21 protein-coding genes are annotated in these 22,463 nt (G+C 69.0%); 6 read left to right on the top strand and 15 right to left on the bottom strand.

The genetic code is table 11. From position 1 onward, the window contains the following. Window positions 1-75 precede the first annotated feature (75 nt). Window positions 76-1,101, top strand: coding sequence for an isopenicillin N synthase family dioxygenase (locus ACLQ2Q_RS02270; RefSeq protein ID WP_425817518.1), 1,026 nt, complete (start codon window positions 76-78; stop codon window positions 1,099-1,101). 216 nt (window positions 1,102-1,317) lie between these two features. On the opposite strand, the gene rpsO is transcribed toward ACLQ2Q_RS02270, so the two are convergent. Next, the gene (rpsO, locus tag ACLQ2Q_RS02265) at window positions 1,318-1,587 is read right to left on the bottom strand and encodes a 30S ribosomal protein S15 (protein ID WP_325485341.1); all 270 of its coding nucleotides are present in this window, start codon (window positions 1,585-1,587) and stop codon (window positions 1,318-1,320) included. Window positions 1,588-1,803: 216 nt separating this feature from the next. Here rpsO and ACLQ2Q_RS02260 point away from each other — a divergent pair, with 216 nt between their 5' ends. Beyond that, complete coding sequence (locus ACLQ2Q_RS02260) at window positions 1,804-3,111, top strand: MFS transporter (protein ID WP_425817515.1); 1,308 nt, start codon at window positions 1,804-1,806, stop codon at window positions 3,109-3,111. Between the two features lie 89 nt (window positions 3,112-3,200). Further along, window positions 3,201-4,277 (top strand): DMT family transporter, encoded by a 1,077-nt coding sequence (locus ACLQ2Q_RS02255; RefSeq protein ID WP_425817513.1) that lies wholly within the window; start codon window positions 3,201-3,203, stop codon window positions 4,275-4,277. Here the strand turns inward: ACLQ2Q_RS02255 and ACLQ2Q_RS02250 are convergent. The 3 genes from ACLQ2Q_RS02250 to ACLQ2Q_RS02240 all read right to left on the bottom strand — a co-directional run bounded on the left by ACLQ2Q_RS02250 (window position 4,240) and on the right by ACLQ2Q_RS02240 (window position 6,751). Next, complete coding sequence (locus tag ACLQ2Q_RS02250; RefSeq protein WP_425817511.1) at window positions 4,240-4,809, bottom strand: YceI family protein; 570 nt, start codon at window positions 4,807-4,809, stop codon at window positions 4,240-4,242. The genes ACLQ2Q_RS02255 and ACLQ2Q_RS02250 overlap by 38 nt on opposite strands. Before the next feature lie 157 nt (window positions 4,810-4,966). Continuing rightward, on the bottom strand, window positions 4,967-5,338 hold the full coding sequence (locus ACLQ2Q_RS02245) for an FKBP-type peptidyl-prolyl cis-trans isomerase (RefSeq protein ID WP_425817509.1): 372 nt from the start codon (window positions 5,336-5,338) through the stop codon (window positions 4,967-4,969). A gap of 207 nt (window positions 5,339-5,545) precedes the next feature. Then, window positions 5,546-6,751, bottom strand: a complete 1,206-nt coding sequence (locus tag ACLQ2Q_RS02240; RefSeq protein WP_425817507.1) for a PrsW family intramembrane metalloprotease — start codon at window positions 6,749-6,751, stop codon at window positions 5,546-5,548. A gap of 59 nt (window positions 6,752-6,810) precedes the next feature. Here ACLQ2Q_RS02240 and ACLQ2Q_RS02235 point away from each other — a divergent pair, with 59 nt between their 5' ends. Further along, window positions 6,811-7,686, top strand: coding sequence for a fumarylacetoacetate hydrolase family protein (locus tag ACLQ2Q_RS02235; RefSeq protein WP_425817505.1), 876 nt, complete (start codon window positions 6,811-6,813; stop codon window positions 7,684-7,686). Between the two features lie 45 nt (window positions 7,687-7,731). Here ACLQ2Q_RS02235 and ACLQ2Q_RS02230 read toward each other — a convergent pair whose 3' ends face one another. The 7 genes from ACLQ2Q_RS02230 to ACLQ2Q_RS02200 form a co-directional block, all read right to left on the bottom strand. Continuing rightward, window positions 7,732-8,175 (bottom strand): DUF4190 domain-containing protein, encoded by a 444-nt coding sequence (locus ACLQ2Q_RS02230; RefSeq protein WP_425817503.1) that lies wholly within the window; start codon window positions 8,173-8,175, stop codon window positions 7,732-7,734. 82 nt (window positions 8,176-8,257) lie between these two features. Continuing rightward, window positions 8,258-9,724 (bottom strand): aspartate ammonia-lyase, encoded by a 1,467-nt coding sequence (locus ACLQ2Q_RS02225; RefSeq protein ID WP_425817501.1) that lies wholly within the window; start codon window positions 9,722-9,724, stop codon window positions 8,258-8,260. A 100-nt stretch (window positions 9,725-9,824) separates the two neighbouring features. Next, window positions 9,825-10,802 carry an aldo/keto reductase gene (locus ACLQ2Q_RS02220; protein WP_425817499.1) on the bottom strand — a complete coding sequence of 326 codons (978 nt, stop codon included), beginning with the start codon at window positions 10,800-10,802 and terminating at the stop codon, window positions 9,825-9,827. After that, window positions 10,799-11,179, bottom strand: a complete 381-nt coding sequence (locus tag ACLQ2Q_RS02215) for a MerR family transcriptional regulator (RefSeq protein WP_425817497.1) — start codon at window positions 11,177-11,179, stop codon at window positions 10,799-10,801. The genes ACLQ2Q_RS02220 and ACLQ2Q_RS02215 overlap by 4 nt, the downstream gene beginning before the upstream one ends. 33 nt (window positions 11,180-11,212) lie before the next feature. Beyond that, entirely contained in the window at window positions 11,213-12,139 is a 927-nt protein-coding gene (locus ACLQ2Q_RS02210) for a phosphodiesterase (RefSeq protein WP_425817495.1), read from the bottom strand. Window positions 12,140-12,210: 71 nt separating this feature from the next. Further along, window positions 12,211-12,546: a peptidase gene (locus ACLQ2Q_RS02205; protein ID WP_425817493.1), complete on the bottom strand. Its 336-nt coding sequence runs from the start codon at window positions 12,544-12,546 to the stop codon at window positions 12,211-12,213. Beyond that, entirely contained in the window at window positions 12,543-13,916 is a 1,374-nt protein-coding gene (locus ACLQ2Q_RS02200; protein WP_425817491.1) for an anion permease, read from the bottom strand. The genes ACLQ2Q_RS02205 and ACLQ2Q_RS02200 overlap by 4 nt, the downstream gene beginning before the upstream one ends. Before the next feature lie 175 nt (window positions 13,917-14,091). Between ACLQ2Q_RS02200 and ACLQ2Q_RS02195 the strand changes: the two genes are divergently transcribed. Together ACLQ2Q_RS02195 and ACLQ2Q_RS02190 are read left to right on the top strand one after the other, a co-directional pair. Next, window positions 14,092-16,209 (top strand): S9 family peptidase, encoded by a 2,118-nt coding sequence (locus ACLQ2Q_RS02195; RefSeq protein WP_425817489.1) that lies wholly within the window; start codon window positions 14,092-14,094, stop codon window positions 16,207-16,209. Between the two features lie 178 nt (window positions 16,210-16,387). After that, entirely contained in the window at window positions 16,388-17,224 is an 837-nt protein-coding gene (locus ACLQ2Q_RS02190) for a DUF559 domain-containing protein (protein ID WP_425817487.1), read from the top strand. Window positions 17,225-17,302: 78 nt separating this feature from the next. On the opposite strand, the gene ACLQ2Q_RS02185 is transcribed toward ACLQ2Q_RS02190, so the two are convergent. The 4 genes from ACLQ2Q_RS02185 to ACLQ2Q_RS02170 all read right to left on the bottom strand — a co-directional run bounded on the left by ACLQ2Q_RS02185 (window position 17,303) and on the right by ACLQ2Q_RS02170 (window position 22,456). After that, the gene (locus ACLQ2Q_RS02185; protein WP_425817485.1) at window positions 17,303-18,331 is read right to left on the bottom strand and encodes an ATP-dependent 6-phosphofructokinase; all 1,029 of its coding nucleotides are present in this window, start codon (window positions 18,329-18,331) and stop codon (window positions 17,303-17,305) included. A gap of 100 nt (window positions 18,332-18,431) precedes the next feature. Further along, a complete protein-coding gene (locus tag ACLQ2Q_RS02180; protein WP_425817483.1) occupies window positions 18,432-20,585 on the bottom strand; it encodes a DEAD/DEAH box helicase in 2,154 nt (717 codons plus the stop codon). 200 nt (window positions 20,586-20,785) lie between these two features. After that, window positions 20,786-21,451: a hypothetical protein gene (locus tag ACLQ2Q_RS02175; protein ID WP_425817481.1), complete on the bottom strand. Its 666-nt coding sequence runs from the start codon at window positions 21,449-21,451 to the stop codon at window positions 20,786-20,788. 111 nt (window positions 21,452-21,562) lie between these two features. Then, the gene (locus ACLQ2Q_RS02170) at window positions 21,563-22,456 is read right to left on the bottom strand and encodes a glycerophosphodiester phosphodiesterase (protein ID WP_425817479.1); all 894 of its coding nucleotides are present in this window, start codon (window positions 22,454-22,456) and stop codon (window positions 21,563-21,565) included. Window positions 22,457-22,463: the final 7 nt, after the last annotated feature.

Genomic DNA, 22,463 nt, shown 5'->3' with positions numbered 1-22,463 from the left:
CTTCGCGCGCGGCACCGTCAGTAACGATCGGCAACAAACGAGCGGATGCCGCGAGCCGTGCCTAGCCTCGTGTGCATGTCCGAGCTCAGCCTGCCGATCCTCGACCTCTCGCAGTTGGATGCCGGGAATGACGCTGCGGCCCGATTCCGGGCGGACCTTCGGGCCGCGACCCACGACGTCGGCTTCTTCTACCTCACGGGCACCGGTGTGACACCGCTGCTCGAGCAGCGCCTGCACCGGGCGGCGCGCGACTTCTTCGCCCTCCCCGAGGCGGACAAGCTCGCGATCGAGAACGTGCAGAGCCCGCACTTCCGCGGGTACACGCGGGTCGGCGGAGAGCGGACGCAGGGGAAGGTCGACTGGCGCGAGCAGATCGACATCGGCCCCGAGCGGGCCGCGATCACCGATCCGGACGCGCCGGACTTCGCGCGCCTGATCGGGCCGAACCTCTGGCCGGCGGCACAGCCGGAGCTTCGCGAGGTGGTCGCGGAGTGGCACGAGCGCCTGACGGCGGTGGCTCGGCGGCTGCTGCGGGCGTGGGCCCAGACGCTCGGCGCACCCGAGGACTACTTCGACGAGCACTTCGGGGAACCGTCGACCCTGATCAAGATCGTGCGCTATCCGGGCAGCAGGGAGCCCGAGCCGCAGCAGGGCGTCGGAGCGCACAAGGATTCCGGCGTGCTGACCCTGCTCTGGGTCGAACCGGGCAAGGGCGGCCTGCAGGTGGAGCGCGACGGAGCGTGGGTGGATGCGCCATCCGTGCCCGGCGCGTTCGTGGTCAACATCGGGGAGCTCCTGGAGTACGCCACGCAGGGCTATCTGAAGGCGACGAACCACCGCGTGGTCTCGCCCCGCTACCCGGATGACCGCATCTCGGTCCCGTTCTTCTTCAACCCCGCGCTCGATCGGCGGCTGCCGCTCATCGAACTGCCGGCCGAGCTGGCGGCGGAGGCGACCGGTGTGACCCAGGACCCGGACAACCCCATCCACGCCCTCTACGGCGAGAACGCGCTCAAGTCGCGGCTGCGCGCGCACCCCGACGTGGCCGAGCGTCACCACAGCGACCTTCTCGCGGCGCGGGCCGCGGCATCCGCCCGCTGACCACCCTCTGACCGCCCTCACCGCCGCGATACCGGCGCAGGCGACTCCCCTTGTTCTCGTCGTGAGAATCGGTCCGGCGGCCGAGAATCGGTGCGACGCACCGAGTTTCTTACGCCCGACCGATTCTCGCGACAGCGACGACGTCCGCGGACAACAGCGAAGGGCCGCCCCACACCTGGGACGGCCCTTCGAGAAGTGCGATGTACGCTGGTGCGCCTAGCGGCGGAGCCCCAGACGCTCGATCAGCGAGCGGTAGCGCGCGATGTCGATGTCCTGGAGGTAGCCGAGCAGACGGCGGCGCTGACCGACCATCAGGAACAAGCCACGACGCGAGTGGTGGTCGTGCTTGTGGTCCTTCAGGTGCTCTGTGAGGTCTTTGATGCGCTGCGTCAGCATTGCGACCTGCACCTCGGGGGATCCGGTGTCACCGGGGTGCGTCGCGTACTCTTCGATGATCGCCTTCTTGGCGTCGAATTCAAGTGCCATAGATGGGATCCCCTTTCTCCTCATTGCGCGGCGCCCATCGCCTGATGCGTGAGCTCTCTTTATCCGCGGCCGATCGAACGGCAACCTGAAGAGTCTACCAGCCGGGCACTGCAGGGGTGAACGCGGCGGCGACCGGGCGTCGAATGCGCGTTAGCCTCGATGGATGCCCCCGCTCGACGTCGTCGCCGCGTGATGCTTCGTCGAGGCCCGACGAGGATGCCGCGCCTGCGTCGCGACCACTTCCTCGACCTGCGGCCCCTCACGACGAGTCCCGCGTTCGCGCGCATGTGGATCGGCTCCACCCTCGCCGGGCTCGGCGGCCAGCTCACGATCGTCGCGATCATGCTGCAGATGTACGAGCTGACGGAGTCGACGTTCGCGGTGGCCATGATCGCCGTGGCGGGGCTCGTGCCGATGATCTTCGCCGGCCTGTACGGCGGGATGCTCGCCGACGCGTTCGACCGCCGGCGCGTCGCTCTGCTTGCCGCGACGGTCACCTTCGCGTCGACCGCCGTGCTCTGCGCACTCACCTGGGCCCAGCTCGAGACGGTGTGGTGGCTGTACGTGATCAGCATCGTGAACTCCTCGGCGAACTCGATCGTCATGGCCGCGCGTCAGTCGATCGTCCCGCGCCTGATCCCGAGGGAGCTGCTCCCCGCGGCATCCGCGCTCGGCGGCATCACAGTCGGGGTGATGGTGACGATCGGACCGGCCCTCGCCGGCGTGCTCGTGGCCTTCTCGGGGTACGGCTGGACCTACACGATCGACCTCGTACTGATGTCGTCGCTGTTCCTCGGGCTGTGGGGCCTCCCCCGCATCCAGCCCGAGGGAGTTCTCGTGCGCCCCGGCCTGCGGTCGCTCGCCGACGGCTGGGCGTTCCTCAAGCGTGCGGGCAACATCCGCCTGCAGTTCGTGCTGGACATCGTCGCGATGACGTTCGGAAACCCGCTCGCGCTCTTCCCCGCCATCGGCGCGGTGCTGCTCGGCGGCGGACCGATCACGACGGGCATCCTCACGGCCGCCGTGGCGGTGGGCGCATTCTTCTCGAGCCTCTTCTCCGGGCCGGTCGGCCGGGTGCGCCACCATGGCGTCGGCATCCAGCGCGCCATCGCGGTCTATGGAGGCGCGATCTCCGTCTTCGGCGTGATCCTGCTCGCCGGGGCCCTCGGCGTCTTCGCACCGGAGACCGTCGGCATCGACAGTCCCAATTCCGTGCTCATCGTGGCCGCCGTGGCCGCGCTGATCGTCTCCGGTGCCGCCGACAACGTGAGCTCGATCTACCGCAACACGATGGTGCAGGCGGCCGTCCCCGACGCGATCCGCGGTCGCCTGCAGGGTCTGTTCATCGTCGTGGTGGCCGGCGGACCGCGCCTCGGCGCGCTCTACGCGGGCACGCTGGCGTCGGTCACCACGCTGTGGTTCCCACCGCTGCTCGGCGGGTTCCTCATCATCGCGCTGGTCGCTGCGCTCGTGCGCCTCAATCCGCGCTTCCGCGCATACGACGCGGAGTTCCCCGAGCCCTGATCGACGCCGAACCGCCAACCATCGGCGGGATTCGGACGTGGCATCCGCGTGGCCCGCAGAACGTCGGATGCCGCGCGTAGAGTCGCCCCGTGACTTCGACCAGCCCCCTCCTCGCCCGTGCGGCGAAGACCCCGTCGCCGGCGTGGGTCGCCATCCAGTTCACCCTGACGGGCATCATCTGGGGCTCCAGCTTCCTCTTCATGAAGGTCGCTCTCGAGGGGCTCTCGCCCGCCCAGGTGGCCTGGTCCCGCCTGCTGCTCGGCGCGCTCACCCTCGGCCTCTTCGTCGCGCTGCGACGCGACCGGCTCCCCCGCAGCATCCGGATCTGGGCACATATGAGCGTGCTCGCCGTCTCGTTCTGCGTCGTGCCGTTCCTGCTCTTCTCGTGGGCCCAGCAGCACGTCACATCCGGGCTCGCCAGCATCTACAACGCGACGACGCCGATCATGACCGCGATCATGGCGGGGCTGCTGTTCCGGGTGGAGAAGCTCAAGGCGGTGCAGGTCGCCGGCATCCTCGTCGGGATCCTCGGCGTCATGGTGATCATCGCGCCGTGGCAGGGCCTGGACTTCAGCCAGAGCCTCGTCGCACAGCTGGCCATCCTCGGCGCGACGGCCTGCTACGGCTTCAGCCTCGCGTACATGCGCAAGTTCGTCGGGAACACCGGCATGAGCGCGCTCGTCTTCTCGTTCCTCAACATCGGCATCGCGGCGGCGATCATGGCGCTGCTGACACCGGTGCTCGTGCTCACGCCGGTACGGCTCGACCCGTGGATCGTCGGCAGCATCGTGCTGCTCGGATGCCTCGGCACGGGCGTCGCGTACATCTGGAACCAGAACGCGCTGCGGGCGTGGGGCCCGACGCGCGCGTCGACCGTCACCTACATCACGCCGGTGGTGGGGGTCCTGCTCGGCATCCTGGTGCTCGGCGAGAGCCTGTCCTGGAACGAGCCGGTCGGTGCCGTCATCGTCTTCCTCGGCATCCTGCTCGCGCAGGATCGCCTCCGTCGTCGGCGCGCCGCCACGGCCCCCGGTGAGGCGCTCGCGTCGGTTGACGAGCGGAGGGCGGATGCTTCGCCGGTGCTCCCACAGAGCGCCGACGAGGCATCCGCCCCCTTCGAACCGGTGGTCAGTCCTGCTGCAGCGCGCCCTGCAGGTCGAGCGTGATGGTGACGTCCTTGCCGACCAGCACCCCGCCGGTCTCGAGCGCCGCGTTCCACGTCAGGCCGAAGTCCTCGCGGTTGATGACGGTCGTGGCGGTCGCACCCGCCTTGTAGTTGCCCCACGGGTCGGTGCCGAAGCCGCCGAAGTCGAACTCGAGCGTGACGGGCTTGGTGACGCCGCGGATGGTCAGGTCGCCGTCGACGAGCATCTCGCCCTTCTCGATGCGCACGCCCGTCGAGACGAACTCCATCGTCGGGTAGTTCTCGACGTCGAAGAAGTCGGCGGAGCGCAGGTGCTGGTCGCGACCCTGGTCCTTGGTGTCGAGGGAGGTGACATCCACGCTCGCGGTGACGCGGGCATCGAGGGGGTTCTCCGGCGCGATCAATGTGGCGGACTTCATGCCGAAGGTGCCCCGCACCTTGGAGATCATCATGTGACGAACGCTGAACTGCACCTCGCTGTGCGAGGGGTCGAGCACCCAGGTTCCTGCGCGGTAGCCCGGGATGTCGAGCGCGTGATCGGTGGAAGTGGACATGAGTGCTCCTTGAGGTTGGGGGTGCGGATCTCCGCGACGGTCCCCCCTCTCAACCGACCCCCGGACTATTCCATTCCCGTGAATGGAAATTTGCTCCGGGTCGGCACGAGGAACGGCCCGCGGCGCCGAAGCGCCGCGGGCCGTTCGAGCGTCGAGCTCAGCCGACGGCGATCAGATCGATGATGAAGATGAGGGTCTTGCCGGAGAGGAAGTGGCCGCCCCCGGCGGGGCCGTATGCGAGCTCCGGCGGGATCACGAGCTCGCGGCGCCCGCCGACCTTCATGCCGGGGATGCCCTCCTGCCAGCCCTGGATGAGCCCGCGGAGCGGGAACTGGATGCTCTCGCCACGGTTCCACGACGAGTCGAACTCCTCGCCGGACTCGTACTCCACGCCGGCGTAGTGCACCGTCACGGTGTCGCCCGGCTTCGCCTCAGGGCCGTCGCCCTCGATGAGGTCGCGGATCTGCATGGTGTCCGGAGCGGGGCCCTGCGGGGCGTCGAATTCGGGCTTGGTGCGGTCTTCAGTCATGCCTCCATCCAACCGGCGAAGCCCCCGAGAAGCAATCCGATGCGCCAGGCGCGAACACCGCCGCACGCGCACATCAGAGGGCGTAGAACGGCCCCACGGCGCTTGACACGCCTGCGGGCTCGGGCCACCCTGGTTCTACGACAGAGACCGACTCAGCGCTCGGTTGACACGCAGGCATCGCCGCGGCACCGAGCGCTGAGTTCTGCCTCAGCGCATGAGCAGGGCTGATCGAGTGGCGGCCGTGCGCGCCAGCAGCATGCGTTCGTCGTCCACGGCGCGCGGGTCGCGCCCGGAGATCCCCCGCTGCCGCGCGGCTGCCAGTGCGGTGGCGTCCTCGATGAAGGTCTTCATCGTGTCCGTGCGGTCGCCCGTGAGGGTCTTCGCCCAGGCAAGCCCCGTTCGGCGCCCGCCGGGTGTCGCGAGCATCTCGACCTCCTGGGGCGTGAACCATCCAGCGGCGGCATAGTCCCCGAGCCGGTTGCGGGTCAGCCGGGCCTCTTCCCTCCTCAGCGCCAGCACACCGAGGATGAAGATCACGAAGAGCGGGATCTGCAGCGTGATGTACAGCTGGAAGAAGTCGCCGAAGACGGCCGAGCCGTTCCAGAGCGCGTGCAGGATCACGGCGCCGGTGAGTCCTCCCAGCCACGGGCCGAGGGCGCCACCGAAGGAGGCGCCCCTGCGGGCCGCGAGCCCCAGCGCCAGGCCGGTGACGCTGGTGAACATCGCATGAGCGAACGGCGAGAGGATGCCGCGGACGAAGAACGTCGTGGTGAGATCCGCGGCACCACCCTCGATGAAGGCGATCGCGAAGTACTGGATGTTCTCGGTGAAGGCGAAGCCGGCGCCGATCAGGGCGCCGTACACGACCCCGTCGACAGGACCGTCGAAGGCGCGGCGGGCCGTCACGAACAGCAGCAGCAGGCCGAGACCCTTGCCGACCTCTTCGACGATCGGGGCCTGCACCACCGCGCGCAGCACCTCACGGGCCTCGGTGGGCGCACTGCCGACGGCCTGCGAGAGCACCAGGTCGACGAGCAGGGCGAAGGCGACCGCCGCGATCGCGCCCCACGCGATGGCGAAGACCACGAGACTCCGAGGCTCCGGCTCCCACCGGTCGACGAGCCGCACGGCGAAGAGCACGATGAGGAACGGCACGACGGCGACCACCAGGCCGATGAGCGACGCCGCAGGCCCGAGCGCACTCAGGAAGTACCCGACCAGCCCGACGAGCACGAGCACCAGAAGGCCGAAGAGCCATACGGAGGCGACGCGGCCACGTCGCGCCGGAACCGGCGGTGTCGGTATCCCGACCGGAGTCGGGGGTGCCGGCGGGATCAGAGCGCCCGCACCGCGGCGGGGCTGCGCGAGTGAAGAGGCGAACTCCCCAGGTGGCGGCGGCGGGCTGTACGTCACACCGCCAGCCTAGGACGCCGAGCCAGCACGAAGGGGCGCGGGCCGGGTAGCGTGGGGGGATGCGCTTCGCCCACGTCCGCCCCGGCGACGCGACAGATCCCGTTCTGGCCGTCGTTCTCGAGACCGAGGCGATTCCCGTGCCGACGCTCTTCGACGGCGCTCCCGCCGACCTGCAGACCCTCATCGACGGCGGCGACGAGACGCTCGCTCGGGTGCGCACCGCCCTAGAACAGCACTCGGGCGACGAGCCGCGGCATCCGCTCGCCGACGTGCGTTTCGAGTCCGCCCTGAACGCTCCCCCGGTCATCCTCGCGATCGGGCTCAACTATGCCGCCCACTCCGGGGAGCTCGGGCTGAAGACGGACTCCACGCCCACGGTCTTCGTGCTGTGGCCGAACTCCCTCAGCGGCCACGAGCACACGACATCGTGGCCGCGCTCGCTCAGCGAGTCGGTCGACTACGAGGCCGAGCTCGGTGTGATCATGGGGCGCCCGGCGAAGGATGTGTCCGAAGAGGATGCCCTCGAGCACGTGTGGGGATACACCGTCGTCAACGACATCACGGCGCGCGACATCCAGTTCAGCGAAGCGCAGTGGTCGCGCTGCAAATCGTTCGACGGCTTCACTCCGACGGGACCCTTCGTCGTCACCGCCGACGAGATCCCCGACCCGCAGGACCTGCACATCTGGACCGTCGTGGACGGGCACAGGGTGCAGGACGCCAGCACGAGCCAGATGGTGCGCTCGGTCGCCAAGCTGATCGCCCACCTGTCGAAGTCCGTGACACTCCTGCCGGGAACGCTGATCTCGACCGGAAGCCCCGGCGGCGCCGGCTACTCGCGCGACCCCCAGATCTTCCTTCGCGACCGCTCCACGGTCACGGTGGGCGTCGACGGAATCGGCGAGCTCACCACGCACTGCCGCATCCTCGACTGAGCGACCGGGCGGGAGCGGCCGAAATCGACGCCCGCCCGGGCGATCTCAGTTCGACGGGCAGTTCAGGGTGACGGTGACCCCATTGATGTCATGGGTGCCGGAGCCGTACTCGGCGCAGAGCCGTGCGAATTCGCCCGCCGCCGCGACCACGCCGCTGATCACGACGATGCCGACGATGATCCCGACGACCATGAGCACGGAGCTGACGATGATGGCCCACACGGCCGGAGTGTTCTTGTAGCCGGCCCTCTTGCTCTGCACCAGGGCGATGATGCCCAGGATCAAGGCCACGAGCTGGACGAAGAACGCGAGGATGAGCGCGACGATGCCCATCGTCTTGCCCGGAATGGTGCCCTGCGCCTGCCCGCCGTACGGGGCCGGCGGTGCCGCGCCATAGGACGGGGCGGGCGGTGTCGAGCCGTATGCGGGCGGGGGCGGCGTCGCGCCGTACGGCGGCGGGGAGTTCTGGGGGTCCTGGGGGTCGGTCACGGTGGTCTCCTCGTGTTGAGCTGTGTGCTCGAACGCTATCGCTCCGGTCCGACCCCCGGCAACGCAGAACCCGCGGGGATGCCTAGAGCGACTCTTTGGGAGCTCCGGGCGGCGGCACGATCGGGATCGCCGCGGTGACCGCCTCGAGCCCCGACAGCCGCGCCGGTGAGAGCTGCTTCATGCACTCCTCCCGGGTCATGAGGCCGCCCTCCACCACGAGGTCGGCGATGTTGTGGCCGGTGAGCAGGGCCGTCTTGGCGAGCGCCGCGGCGGCCGCGTAGCCGATGAACGGGGTGAGTGCGGTGATGACTCCCACCGACGAGCCGACCATCCCGCCGAGGCGTTCGCGGTTGGCCGTGATGCCCTCGACGCAGTTGACGCGCAGGGTCCACATCGCCTGCCGCATCCAGGTGATCGACTGGAAGATCGAGTGCGCGATGACCGGCTCGAACGCGTTGAGCTGAAGCTGCCCGCCCTCGACCGCCATCGTGACGGTCATGTCGGCGCCCACGACGGCGAAGGCCACCTGGTTCACGACCTCGGGGATCACCGGGTTCACCTTGCCCGGCATGATGCTCGAGCCGGCCTGGCGCGCCGGCAGGTTGATCTCGCCGAACCCCGCCTGGGGACCGCTGGAGAGGAGGCGAAGATCATTGCAGATCTTCGACAGCTTGATGGCATTGCGCTTGAGCGACGAGGAGAACGACATGAACGCCCCGGTGTCGCTCGTGGACTCGACGAGGTCGACGGCGGTCTCGAGGTCGAGCCCGCTGATCTCGCGCAGGTGACGCAGAACGCCGGCCGCGTAGTCGGGATGAGCGGTGATGCCCGTGCCGATGGCCGTCGCACCCATGTTGATCTCGAACAGCAGGTAGGCGTTCTCCGTCAGGCGGTTGTAGTCCTCGCGAAGGGTCGTCGCGAAGCCGTGGAACTCCTGACCGAGCGTCATCGGCACCGCGTCCTGCAGCTGGGTGCGGCCCACCTTCAGCACGTCGTGGAATTCGACCGCCTTGGCAAGGAACGCCTTCCGCAGCAGGTCGAGCTCTTCGAGAAGGCTGCGAAGGGTGAGCGAGAGGCCCACCTTGATGGCCGTGGGATACACGTCATTGGTCGACTGGCTGCGGTTCGTGTCATCGATCGGCGAGAGGTAGGCGTAGTCGCCCTTCTCGCGGCCCGCCATCTCGAGGGCGACGTTGGTGATGACCTCGTTCGCGTTCATGTTCGTCGACGTGCCGGCGCCGCCCTGGATGACGCCGACGACGAACTGGTCGTGGAACTCGCCGTCGATGACGCGCTGGCTCGCGCGGTCGATCAGGTCTGCGGTCGCCGGCTCGAGATCGCCGAGATCACGATTCGCGCGCGCGGCGGCCTGCTTCACCATCGCCAGCGCGACGACGAGGTCCGGATAGACGGAGATCGGGCGCTTGCTGATCGGGAAGTTGTCCAGCGCACGGGCGGTGTGGATCCCCCAGTAGGCGTCTGCGGGTATCTCCATCGATCCCAACGAGTCGGTTTCTATACGGGTGCGCGTCATTGCGTCCAGTGCCATGGTGTGTGGGTCCTTTTGGGTCACGAGAGGCGGGTGCTTCGAGCCTATCGCCGGACGACCGGCGATTCTGCCCGGGGTACCCGCCCCCTGTGTCCGAGCGCTACCGGTTCACCGAGCTCATATCGGCGTAGCGGTCGCCGACCGGAGACTCGAGGTCGCCCAGCGCCTGGAGCTGGTCCGCGCTCAGTTCGAGCGCGTCGGCCGCGACGTTCTCCTCGAGATACGGGATCCTCTTCGTCCCCGGAATGGGCGCGATGTCATCCCCCTGCGCGAGCAGCCAGGCAAGTGCCACCTGCCCGGGCTTGGCTCCGAGTTCGGCGGCCACGGCATCCACTTTCTCGACGATCGCGATGTTGCGCTCGAGGTTGCCGTCCGCGAACCGCGGGTTGGAGCGCCGGAAGTCGGTCGCATCGAGCTCGTCGAGCGACCGGATCGACCCGGTGAGGAACCCGCGACCCAGCGGCGAGTACGGCACGAATCCGATCCCCAGCTCGCGCACGGTGGGGAGGATCTCCGCCTCCGGGTCGCGCGTCCAGAGCGAGTACTCGGTCTGCAGCGCCGTCACCGGGTGCACGGCATGCGCGCGGCGGATCGTCTCGGGCCGCGCCTCCGAGAGGCCGTAGTGCAGGATCTTGCCTTCCTGGATCAGCTCCGCGAGGGCACCGACGGTGTCCTCGATCGGGGTGCCGGGATCCATGCGGTGCTGGTAGTACAGGTCGATGCGATCGGTGCCGAGGCGCTTCAGAGAGCCGTCCACCGAGAGCCGGAGGTTCTCGGGGCTGCCGTCGATGCCGTAGGAGTCATCGGTGCGGTGGCGCAGGGTGCCGAACTTGGTGGCGATCACGACGTCGTCCCGTCGCCCCGCGATCGCCTTGGCGAGGAGCTCCTCATTCAGGTACGGCCCGTACATCTCCGCCGTGTCCAGGAACGTGACTCCGAGCTCGAGAGCGCGGTGGATCGTGCGGATCGAGCCGGCGTCATCCTGCGCGGCTCCGGTGTAGAACGCGCTCATTCCCATCAGGCCGAGGCCGATGCGGCCGACGGACGGCCCCTGCGCGCCGAGGGTGATCTTCTTCATTCGAGTGTCGCTTTCTGATAGAGGTCGATCTTGTAGTCGATGGCCGCGAGACTCTGGGTGATCTCTTCGAGCTGGGCCAGCACCGAGATGCGGTGGCGGAGCAGCAGCTCGAGGCGGTCGCCGGTCGTCCCGTCCCCCGCGCGCGCCAGCTCGACGTACTCGCGCACCGTGGCGATCGGCATCCCGGTCGAGCGCAGTTTGGTGAGGAATCTCACCCATCCCACATCGGCCTCGCTGTAGCGCCGATGGCTCGAGGACGCCCGGTCTACGGGAACGAGCAGAAGGCCCGCACGCTCGTAGTACCGCAGCGTGTGCGTGGTCAGGCCGGTGAGCTCCGCCACGTCGGAGATGCTGAGGCGGGCGTCGGTGACGGTCATAGCCCCAGGCTAGAACTTAGAGCGCGCTCTAAGTCAATCGTTCCGAGGCGGCTTTCTCGAGAACTCCTCCAGGCGCTGCTCGGGGCTGAGCCGTGCCATCCGCTCGACCCATTCCGGCGAGAAGTAGTCGCCGGTAGGCGCCTGAGTCACGGGCACGACGGAATGGGTGATCGTGTCGTCGTAGACGTGCACCAGGTGGAACGACTGTCCGGCGTCCATGCCGTTCACCGCGTCGCCCGGTCGTGCCAGGTTCATCGTGTAGCAGGTCGCCGCCGCGACGCTGACGGGAACCCCGGCGAACGTCCCGCTCGTGGAGTAGTGCAGGTGCCCCGCGAGGATGCCGCGCACGTCCGTGCCCTCGATCGCCTCCGCCAGCCGGCCCTGATCGCGCAGCTCGAGGATGTCGAACAGCGGGACGTGCGAGGGCAGCGGCGGATGGTGAAGGGCCAGCAGGGTGCCCAGGGGCGCCGCCGTGCTCAGAACATCGCGCAGCCAGCGGAGCTGCGTCGCGTCGAGGTCGCCGTGGTGCCAGCCGGGAACGCTCGTGTCGAGGGCGATCAGTCGGAGCCCGCCGAGGTCCCAGACGCCGGTCACCGGCTCCTCCGTCGGTGCCAGGCCGAGCATCGCCTCGCGGAGCGCGGGGCGTTCGTCGTGGTTGCCGGCGACCCAGATGAGCGGGGCATCGAGCCGCTCGGCGACGGGGTCGACAGCGGCCCGCAGCCTGCGGTAGGCGTCCGGCTCGCCGAGGTCGGTCAGGTCACCGGTGAAGACGAGGGCGTCGGGGCGGATGCCGAGCGCCTCGACGGCGCGAAGCGTCTCGGCGAGGTTCGCCTCGGTGTCGTACCGGCCGCCCAGCGGTGCGTTGCCCGCGAGAAGGTGGGTGTCACTCAGGTGCACGATCGTGCGCCGCGCGGGCGGGTACTGTCCGAAGGAGACGGATGCGGCCGGGGTGGGGACCATACGCCCCAGCCTAGGGGCGGCCGCCGACGCGCAAACGGAGGCGACCGGCACGCGAGGCGTTCACGAGCAGCTCAGTGGTTGAAGAGGATGAGCAGCAGCCCACCGAGCACGGCGAGCCCCGCCATCCCGAAGCAGAAGTACGCCCCTATCAGCGACACCCGCTTCTGCACGTCGGTGAGCGGGTTCTTGCGGGCCGCCTTCGCGGCAGCCTTCGCCGCGCGCTCGGCATCCTTCCGAGTGATCACGGTGATGGCGTCGGTGAACTCGGCGGGCGTCACCACGGGGGCCCTGCCCGCACGAACGAGCAGCCGGAGGCCCGACGAGTAGAAGCCCACGACGAGGACCGCCCCGATCATGGCGGCGACGAATACCTGCACGAAGGCGATCCAGTCGATGCTGAAGGTCACAGCGATCCCCCTCCGTTCTTGTCCGCTCCCCTGCGCGCGTCGGCCTTCGCCTTCTCCTTGGCGGCCTGCTTCGCGGTGGCGGCGACACGGGCTCGCTCTTCGGTGGCGCGGCGCTCCGCGGCTTTGCTCTCCGCCTTCACCCGTGCCGCCTCCTCCGCCTCGCGGCGCTGCTCCTCACGCTGGATGGCCCTCTGGCGTCGGGTGGGAGGCGGGTTGCGCTTCACCTTCACGGCCCGACCCGAGTCCGCGACCTCGCTCATGGCATTGGACGCGGTGACGGCATTGCGGCGCGAGCGCAGGAAGATGCTCAGGATGACGAGAACGGCGAGCACGGCATCCACGAGGATGCCCCACATGCCGAACCAGACCACCACGAGGGCCGCGGCCGCGCCGACCGCGCCCGCGGCGGGAAGGGTCAGGAGCCAGCCGACCATGATGCGGAACACCATGCGCCAGCGCACCGTGGAGCCACGGCGGCCGAGGCCGGATCCGATGACGGAGCCCGAAGCCACCTGGGTCGTCGAGAGCGCGAAGCCCAGGGCACTGGAGGCCAGGATCGTGGCCGCGGTCGAGGACTCGGCGGAGAATCCCTGCGCGGGCTTGACGTCCGTGAGCCCCTTGCCGAGCGTGCGGATGATGCGCCAGCCGCCCATGTAGGTGCCGAGGGCGATCGTGATGGCGCAGGCGAACACGACCCAGGTCTGCGGGTCCGGATCGCTGGCGCTCTGAAAGCCGGCGGTGATGAGGAGCAGCGTGATGACGCCCATCGTCTTCTGGGCGTCGTTGGTGCCGTGCGCCAGCGCGACCAGCGACGAGGTGAAGATCTGTCCGATGCGGAACCCATCGCGCCCGTCGGGCTTGGAGTCGTAGCGCCGCGTGACGACATACGCGATCTTCGTGGCCGTGTAGGCGATGATGCCCGCGGTGAGCGGGGCGATGACCGCCGGGAGGATGACCTTCGACATCACGACGCTGAAGTCGATCGCCGCGGCCCCGACGCCGACGAGCGTCGCGCCGATCAGGCCGCCGAAGAGTGCGTGGGACGAGCTCGAGGGCAGACCGAGCAGCCACGTCAGCATGTTCCAGGTGATGGCGCCGATGAGCCCGGCGAAGATGATGGCCGGGAAGATCGCCGAATCGATCTGATCCTCTCGGATCATGCCGCCGGAGATCGTCTTGGCCACCTCGGTGGACAGGAACGCGCCGACCAGATTCAGCACGGCAGCGAGGAGGACCGCGACCTTCGGCTTGAGGGCCCCGGTCGCGATGGGCGTGGCCATCGCGTTCGCGGTGTCGTGGAAGCCGTTCGTGAAGTCGAAGAAGAGTGCCAGCGCGATGACCAGCACGATGATCAGGGCTGCGGCTTCCACCGTTCGCTTTCCTTTGGTTCAGGAATGAAGAGGTGCCGACGGGATCGGCGTGACGAACGAACAGTTCACCGTGAATTAAGCATCCGGCAACCGGGCCGTAAGAATCCTCGCACCCTGCCCCTCTCCGGTCAACTCGGGCGGGTCCCGTGTCGAGACGCTCGACTAGCGTGGACGCGTGACCGTTCAGCCACCAGCATCCACCGCCCCCGTCGCCGCCCGCACGTCCACGATCCGCACCCACCACGGTGACGCCTTCGATGACCCGTACGAGTGGCTGCGCGCCAAGGAGGACGACGAGGTTCTCGCTCACCTGCGGGCAGAGAACGCGCACACCGAGGGGGCCACGGCGCACCTGGAGGGTCTGCGGACCCGCATCTTCGACGAGATCAAGGGTCGCACCCTGGAGACCGATCTGTCGGTGCCGTCGCGCCGCGGCGACTGGTGGTACTACGGCCGCACCGTCGAGGGTCAGCAGTACGGCATCCAGTGCCGCGCCCCGCTCGCCTCCCCCGACGACTGGACTCCTCCGCAGCTCGAGCCGGGTGTCGACGTGCCGGGCGAGCAGGTGCTGCTCGATGCGAACGTCGAGGCGGAGGGCCACGAGTTCTTCTCGCTCGGCAGCTTCGACGTCTCGAAGGACGGCACCCGGATGCTCTTCGGGGTGGATGTCGCCGGCGACGAGCGCTACACGGTGCGCGTGCGCGACCTCGTCTCCGGTCAGCCGCTGCCCGACGAGATCCCCGGCACCTTCTCGGGCGCCGAGTTCACGCCGGATGGCAGCGGCATCCTGTACACCACCGTCGATGACGCGTGGCGGCCCGACACCCTGTGGCTGCACGCGGTCGGCACCGACGTCGCGTCCGATGTCACGCTCTTCCACGAGCCGGACGAGAAGTACTGGCTGGGCGCGGGGATCACCCGCAGCGACAAGTACCTCGTGATCTCGGTGGGCTCGAGCATCACGTCGGAGGCCCGCATCCTCGACACCGCCGACCTGACGGCCGAGCCGAAGCTGGTGTGGCCGCGCACCGAGCGCGTCGAGTACTCGGTCGATCACGCCGTCGTGGACGGCGAGGACGTGCTCCTCATCGTGCACAACGACGAGGCGCTGGATTTCGAGCTGGTACGGGTCTCGGCGGAGGACCCGCAGGGTGAGCGCCGGGTGCTGCTCCCCCACACTCCCGGGCAGCGTCTGCTCGATGTCGACTGCTTCCGCGACTTCGCCGTCGTGGAGTACCGCCGGGGTGGGCTCGCACGCGTGGGGCTTCTGGACTACGGCTCGGGCGAGGTGGACGAGCTGCCCTTCGACGAGCCGCTGTACACGGCGGGGACCGGGGGCAACCCGGAGTGGGCTCCCCCGCTTATCCGCCTCGGCTACGACTCGTTCGTCACGCCGGGCACCGTCTATGACTACGAGCTGTCGACGCGCGAGCTGCTGCTGCGCAAGCGGCAGCCCGTGCTGGGGGGCTACGACCCCGGGGACTACGACCAGGCGCGGGTGTGGGCGACGGCGTCGGACGGCACGCGGCTGCCGATCTCCCTCGTCTGGAAGCGATCGTTCGGCGACGCCGGCCGGTCTCCGAGACCGCTGCACATGTATGGGTACGGCTCCTACGAGCACTCCATCGAACCGCGCTTCTCGATCGCCCGCCTCTCCGAGCTCGACCGGGGCGTCGTCTTCGCCGTCGCGCATGTCCGGGGCGGCGGGGAGATGGGCCGGCAGTGGTACGAGGACGGCAAGCTGTTGCAGAAGCGCAACACCTTCACCGACTTCGTCGACTGCGCACGGCATCTCATCGACAGCGGCTACACCTCACCCGACCGGCTCGTCGCCGAGGGCGGGAGCGCAGGCGGCCTGCTGATGGGCGCGGTGGCCAACATCGCGCCGGAGCTGTTCGCCGGCATCCTCGCCGCCGTGCCGTTCGTCGATGCGCTCACGACGATCCTCGACCCGTCGCTGCCGTTGACCGTCATCGAGTGGGACGAGTGGGGCGACCCGCTGCACGAGAAGACCGTCTACGAGTACATGAAGTCGTACTCGCCCTACGAGAACGTGCGGACGGATGTCGCATATCCGCGCATCCTCGCCGTGACCTCGCTCAACGACACCCGTGTGCTCTACGTCGAGCCCGCCAAGTGGGTCGCGCGGCTGCGCGAGGTGGGTGCCGACGCGCTGCTGAAGTGCGAGATGGTGGCAGGGCACGGCGGCGTCAGCGGACGGTACAACTCCTGGAAGGAGCGGGCGTTCGAGCTCGCCTGGCTGCTCGACGTGCTCGGCCTCGCCGACGACTGAGCCTCGGCGACGGAGAAATCGCCAGGGCAGGACGTTTCCGCGCGGAATCTCCTGCCTCGGAGATTCGTCCTGTCCGGGCGAGGGTGTCGGCGAGTCCTCCTCAGGATGCGCCGTCGCCGCGCTCTCCCCCGAGTCGGGGCAGGGAGCGCTTTCGATCCTGCCGGCGCGAGCATGGGGTATGCGCGCTGCGGAGCTCGAGAGCTGGATGCTGTCACACCACGGCATCGCCCACTCGTCGGTGCTGAGATCACGGGGGTTCACCGAGCACGACGTGCGCCGTGCCATCTCGGCGGGCGTCCTCCGGCGCGTGCGACGGTCGTTGCTCGTCGCACCATCCTGCGATCACCGGCGTGTCTCGGCGGCCTCGGCCGGCGGAAGGGCGACGTGCGTCACCGCGGCTGCGCTGCGGGGACTGTGGACGCCGGCTCACGAGCACACCCACGTCGCCGTTGCGTCGACGACCGCCCGGGTCGACCGCACCGGCCTGCGGGTGCACTGGTCCAGCGGACCTGTCGCGCTGCCGGCGTCGACCGCGGAGGAACACCCGATCAACATGCTGTTCCATGTCGCGAAGTGCCTCCCTCCGGCTGAGGCGCTGGCGGTGTGGGAGTCCGCCTTGCGGCGCAAGGTGGTCGAACCCGAGGTCCTTCGACGGGTGAAATGGCGAAGCCCGAGAGCCCGCGAGCTGGCCTCCGTGGCATCGGTCCTGTCCGACTCCGGAGTGGAATCGCACTTCCTCGACCTGATGCGGTCGGTGGGCGTGCCGGTTCGACAGCAGGTGTGGATCGACGGCCACCCGGTCGACGGACTCATCGGTCGCGCCCTGGCCATCCAACTCGACGGGTTCGCGCACCACAGCACCGCGCAGGACCGCCGCCGGGATCTCCGCGCCGACGCCAGGCTGACCCTTCTCGGCTACACGGTCATCCGGTTCGACTATCAGCAGGTGCTCTTCGATCACTCGCACGTCATCGACACCGTGCTCACCGCCATCGCGCAGGGGCTCGACAGGTGATGTCGCCTGAGCAGGAAGAACCGCCGTCGATCGTCCTGCGTCGGCGATCACTCCTGCACCGGGGCGACCGCGGAACCCTCAGCCGAAGAGCGCCGCCGCCTCTTCGTAGCGGTAGAGCGGCACCTTGTTCAGCTCGCCGAGCGCCTCGGCGAAGGGCACGCGGACGATGTCGGTGCCCTTCAAGGCCACCATGCGGCCCCAGTCGCCGTCGACGACCGCATCAGCCGCGTGCAGGCCCAGGCGCGTGGCCAGCACCCGATCGAAGCCGGAGGGCGATCCACCTCGCTGGATGTGGCCGAGCACGGTCGCCCGCGTCTCGATGCCCGTGATCCGCTCGATCTCGGGGGCCAGGATCTCGCTGATCCCGCCGAGACGCGGCCGGTTGAAGGAGTCGAGGCCCTTGTCGCTGTAAGCCTCGTCCATGTCCTTGAGAGTGAAACCCTCCGAGACCACGACGAGGGGCGCCCGGCCGCGGTCGTGGGCCTTCGTCACAAGATGGCAGATCTCCTCGATCGTCATCGGGACCTCGGGGATGAGGATGGCGTGGGCACCGGCGGCGATGCCGGCGTGCAGGGCGATCCAGCCGACGTGGCGTCCCATGACCTCGGCCACCATGCACCGCTGGTGGGAGTCCCCGGTGGTGCGCAGGCGATCCATCGCCTCGGAGGCGATGTTCACGGCCGTGTCGAATCCGAACGAGTAGTCGGTGGCCCGCAGGTCGTTGTCGATCGTCTTCGGAACGCCGAGCACGTTGATGCCGTCCTTCGACAGCCGGTCGGCCGCCGCGAGGGTTCCCTCGCCGCCGATCGCGATGATGCCGTCGAGCCGGTGGCCGTACATCGTCTTGGCGATGTTGTCGGCACCGCCGCGGGGACCGTCGTACGGGTTCGTGCGGCTCGTTCCGAGGATCGTGCCGCCCACCTTCGAGAGCCCCTTGACCTCGTGGCGTGTCAGCGGGAAGAAGTCGCCGTCGACGACACCGCGCCAGCCGTCGCGGATGCCGACGAACTCGAGGTCGTACGTGGTGGTGCCCTTGAGCACCACGCCGCGGATGACCGCGTTGAGCCCGGGGCAGTCGCCGCCGCTCGTCAGGATGCCGATCTTCATGCTGTGGTCCTCGCTGTCGGGAATCGCAAACCGGCGACACTGCCACAGACGACACTAGCGCCGGTGGCGATCACCCTGCCACACGGCCGGGACAGGCGCCTCAGGCGGCGCCGAGCGCCTGCCTCAGCAGGTGCATCAGGGCGCTGAGCTGCACGGATTCGCTCGATGCCGCATCCACTGCCTGCCCGTCGAGCGCCCGCAGCGCGAGCCCCTGCTTCTGATCGATGAGCTCGGCGATCTTCGTGTCGATCGTGTGCGCGGCGATGATCCTCCATGCCGTGACGGGTTCGTCCTGCCCGATGCGGTGCACCCGGTCGATCGCCTGCGTCTGCTCGGCTGCGGTCCAGCTGAGCTCGGCCAGCACCACGTTGGACGCCGCCTGCATGTTCAGGCCGACACCGGCCGCGGTGAGCGAGCAGACGGCGATGCCGACGCCCGGATCGTTGTTGAAGGCGTCGATGGCGGCCTGGCGGGACTGCGTGGTCTGATCGCCTCGTACCGAGATCGTGCGCAGCCCGGCCGACGCGAAGTGGTTCTCCGCGGCATCCATCACGTCGATGTGCTTCGCGAAGAACACGACCTTGCCGACCGAGCGCTGCAGCTGCACCGCGTAATCAGCGGCGAGCAGCGCCTTGGCCTGGCCGATCTTGCGCACCATCGTGAAGACGTTGTCGCCACCGGCGCCCGCGGCCTTCGACTCCTCCAGCTCGTTGTGAGCCACGAGGCGGATGATGTCCTCGTCCACGTCGTCGTATACACGACCGCGTTCGCCGCGCGCTTCGATGATTCGTCGGTACTTCGCCGCCATCCGCGAGCCGAGCTCGCGTTCGGCCTGACGGATGCTGCGCCCGAACTCGTCGTCGAGCTGCACCGGAAGGTCGGCGATGAGCTTGTCGGGCAGGTCGGCCGCGACGTCCTTCTTCTTGCGACGGACGATCCCCATCGAGATCACGGCCTCGCGCGCCTCGGGATAGAACGACTTGTCCGCCGGGGTCAGCCCCGTCTGGTCCAGCTTCTCCATGAGCTCAGGACCGGGCTTGTCGCCCGTCGTCCAGCCGAGGAAGCGCCAGATCGCGTCGAAGTCCTCGACATCGTTGATGAGGGGGGTACCCGTGAGCGCCAGCATCAGCGGGTCCGGCGTGGTCTCGCGGATACGCGTCGCGAGCGCGAGCACATTCTGCGACCGCTGGCTCGTGAGGTTCTTGATGAAGTGCGCCTCGTCGACCACCATGCCCTTGAGCCCGAGCGAGCCGAGCCACGACAGATGCCGGTCGAGGATCTCGTAGTTGACGATGAACACGTCGGCGAAGGCGTCGATGTCGTCGCCGTCGCCCTGGATCACGGTTGCACGGCGCTGCGGCGTCCACCGCTCGACCTCGCGCGCCCAGTTCATCTTGACGACGTTCGGCACGACGGCCAGCAGCGGGTACGCGCCGGCGACGGATGCGGCGATGACCGACTCGGCGGTCTTGCCGAGTCCCGGCTCGTCGGCCAGCAGGAAGCTGCGGTGGCCGAGACGCACCGCCTCGAGGAAGCGCGACTGGTGCGGCATGACCTCGAGGCCCTTCGGCGAGAGCCGGTCGTACTCGGGAACCTCGGGCAGCTCCATCGATGCGGCCGAGCCGCCCGCGCCGATCTCGAACGCCTTGTACAGGGGTCCCATCAGCTCCCACCCGTCCAGGCGGCGGCGAGGCGCCTCCTTGCGAGCGGGCTTGGAGAGATCAGGGGCGAGGAAGGGGTTGGCGAGCTGGCGCGCCTCGATCGCCAGAGGGGTCACCTGCCGCTCGGCCAGCGCCGCCGGTACGACACTCGTGCTCTTGGGCGCCTCGTCCGTGATGATCAGCTCGTCGGGGGCCAGCTCGGCACCCGACTCGAGCAGCCAGTCCCTGCGCATCCGCCTGGCCACCGGGCTCGTCGCCTGGTCGACCTCGAGCAGCTGGATCAGCGAGGTGTCGCGCGCGGCTGTCTTGGCGAGGATCGTCGCGACGCCGTCCAGGCGCTTCAGCAGCTCCGAGCGCACGGCGTCGGTGAACCCGGCGTCGGCCTTCACGCGCGCGCGCTCCTCGCGCACCAGGAACGCGATCACCTGGAACTTCACCCGGTTGGTGGGTCCCAGCTTGCCTCGCTGCGCCTTCGCCTCGACCTCTCGCACCTTGCGGGCGAGGATCGGGATGATGGGTGCGTCGTCGTCGCGTCGCGCGGATGACGACGTCTTCCTGCGACGCTGGGGTGCGGATGTCGCCGTAGTCGGCATGCTCCTCCTGAGCGTGAATGCCGGGTGAACCGGCGGGTTCCAGCCGAGACTGGGGTAAGTCAGCGGGTCCCCGCGGGCGGCTCGGATGCCGGGACGGACGCGGGTGGTGGTGGTTCTCGCATCCCTGCCGCCGGCTCCCGCTTCAGCGGGGCGACGTCACGGGCGAGTGCACCGATGTCATTCTACGCCTTTTGGGCGACTCAGCCCCACAGGGTCGCGACGATGTCCTCGGTGTAGCCTTCGGGCGCGAAGTTGATCCAGTGCGTGGAGACCCATCCGTTGCCGCGGAGGTAGTGCGTCTCGCCGGTCTTGGCCACGACGTCGTCCTCCCCCAGGTGCTCGGTCTCGATGCGGCAGAGGGTGCCCTGTTCGTAGTCCGCGCACTCCATGCCGGTGTCTCGCATCGACTGCTCGAGCGACTGCGTCTGCGCTGCATCGACGATCGTGACGTTCGTCGCGAGCCCGAAATCGGAGGGCAGTCCCCACGAGCACCGGATGGTCGGGGCCGTCTCGAGGATCTCGAGCCCGGCGGTCATCTCCGTGGAGAGGAGGGTCACCCCGGGGTCGTTCAGGGGCATGTCCGCGATGGTGGCGAGCAGCTCCTCGGAGTAGATGTCCTCGCACGCGGCCGGCAGATCGATGCTCGAGCCCGGGTCCTCGGTCGCCACCGGGGTCGGCGACTCCGACGGCGCCGCGCTTCCGGTCGCCGTGGGACGCGGCGTGCTCGAGGGGCTCTCCGACGGGGTCGTCGCCGGAGGAGTCTGCGGCGCGCAGGCCGCCAGCACGGCGATCAGCGCGACGGATGCGGTCAGCCATGCCGCGCGCCGTGCGGGGGCGGTGCGGGGGCCGGTGGCAACGGGGAGCATGGATCCTCCGAGATCTGGGGAGACGCTTTTTCAGAGGCTAGCGACCCGACGGCCCGCAGCCGCGGCGACGGAGCGAACAGTGACGGGATCGATACGTCGGGCGTGTCCCCGTCAGCGCGAGGCGTCCGCCTGCCACGCGTTCAGCGAGCCGGGGTCGTCCGTGACGATGCCGTCGACCCCGAGGGCGGTGGCCTCCAGCCACTGGGCACCATCGTTGAGGGTGTAGACGACGACGCGCATTCCGTGCGCGTGCAGCTCGTCGACGATCTCCGGTCGGGCGATGACCGCCATGTCCTTCGCCACGATGCCGCGGACGCCCATCGTGCGCGCGGCGGCCACGACGTCATCGGGAAGCGCCCGGAAGATCGCCAGCCGGTAGATGACGGATGACGCGGTCGAGATGTGGGCGAGCGTGCGCGTGTCGAAGCTCGCCACCGCGACGTTCCGCTCCATTCCGCGCGCCACCACCGCGCTCGCGAACCGCGCGGCGGCATCGGCATTCCACACCCCCTTCAGCTCGATCAGGGCCTTCGATTCCGACGCGGCGAGCACGTCGAGGAACTCTTCCAGCGTCGGTACGCGGGTTCCGGCGAATGCCGGGTCGAACCAGGAGCCGGCATCGAGTGCTCGCACCTCGGCCAGGGTGAGCTCGGCGATGCGGCCCCGCCCATCCGTGGTGCGGTTGACGGTGCGGTCGTGCATGAGAACGGGGTGCCGGTCCTCGGTGAGCGCGACGTCGACCTCGACATACGGGAACCCTCCCGCGATCGCGCTCTCCACGGCCGGCAGGGTGTTCTCCGGAGCGGATGCCGAGTCTCCGCGGTGGCTGGCGACGAAGGCCGCCTCTCCGGGACTGCGGGCGTGCCCCATCAGCTCGCTCGTGCTCACGCGGGCGGGTGTGGCGCCGAGCATCGCGATCGCCAGGCTGGCCACAGCGAGCACGCACACGGTCATGAGCGCCTGCATCCGATCCCGGGCAGGGTCGGATGACGGGTCGTCGGGCATCGGGCAT

Origin of the sequence: Microbacterium sp. DT81.1 (assembly GCF_049844955.1) — a bacterium.
Lineage (GTDB): Bacteria > Actinomycetota > Actinomycetes > Actinomycetales > Microbacteriaceae > Microbacterium.
This window is presented reverse-complemented; position numbering and strand designations above follow the sequence as displayed.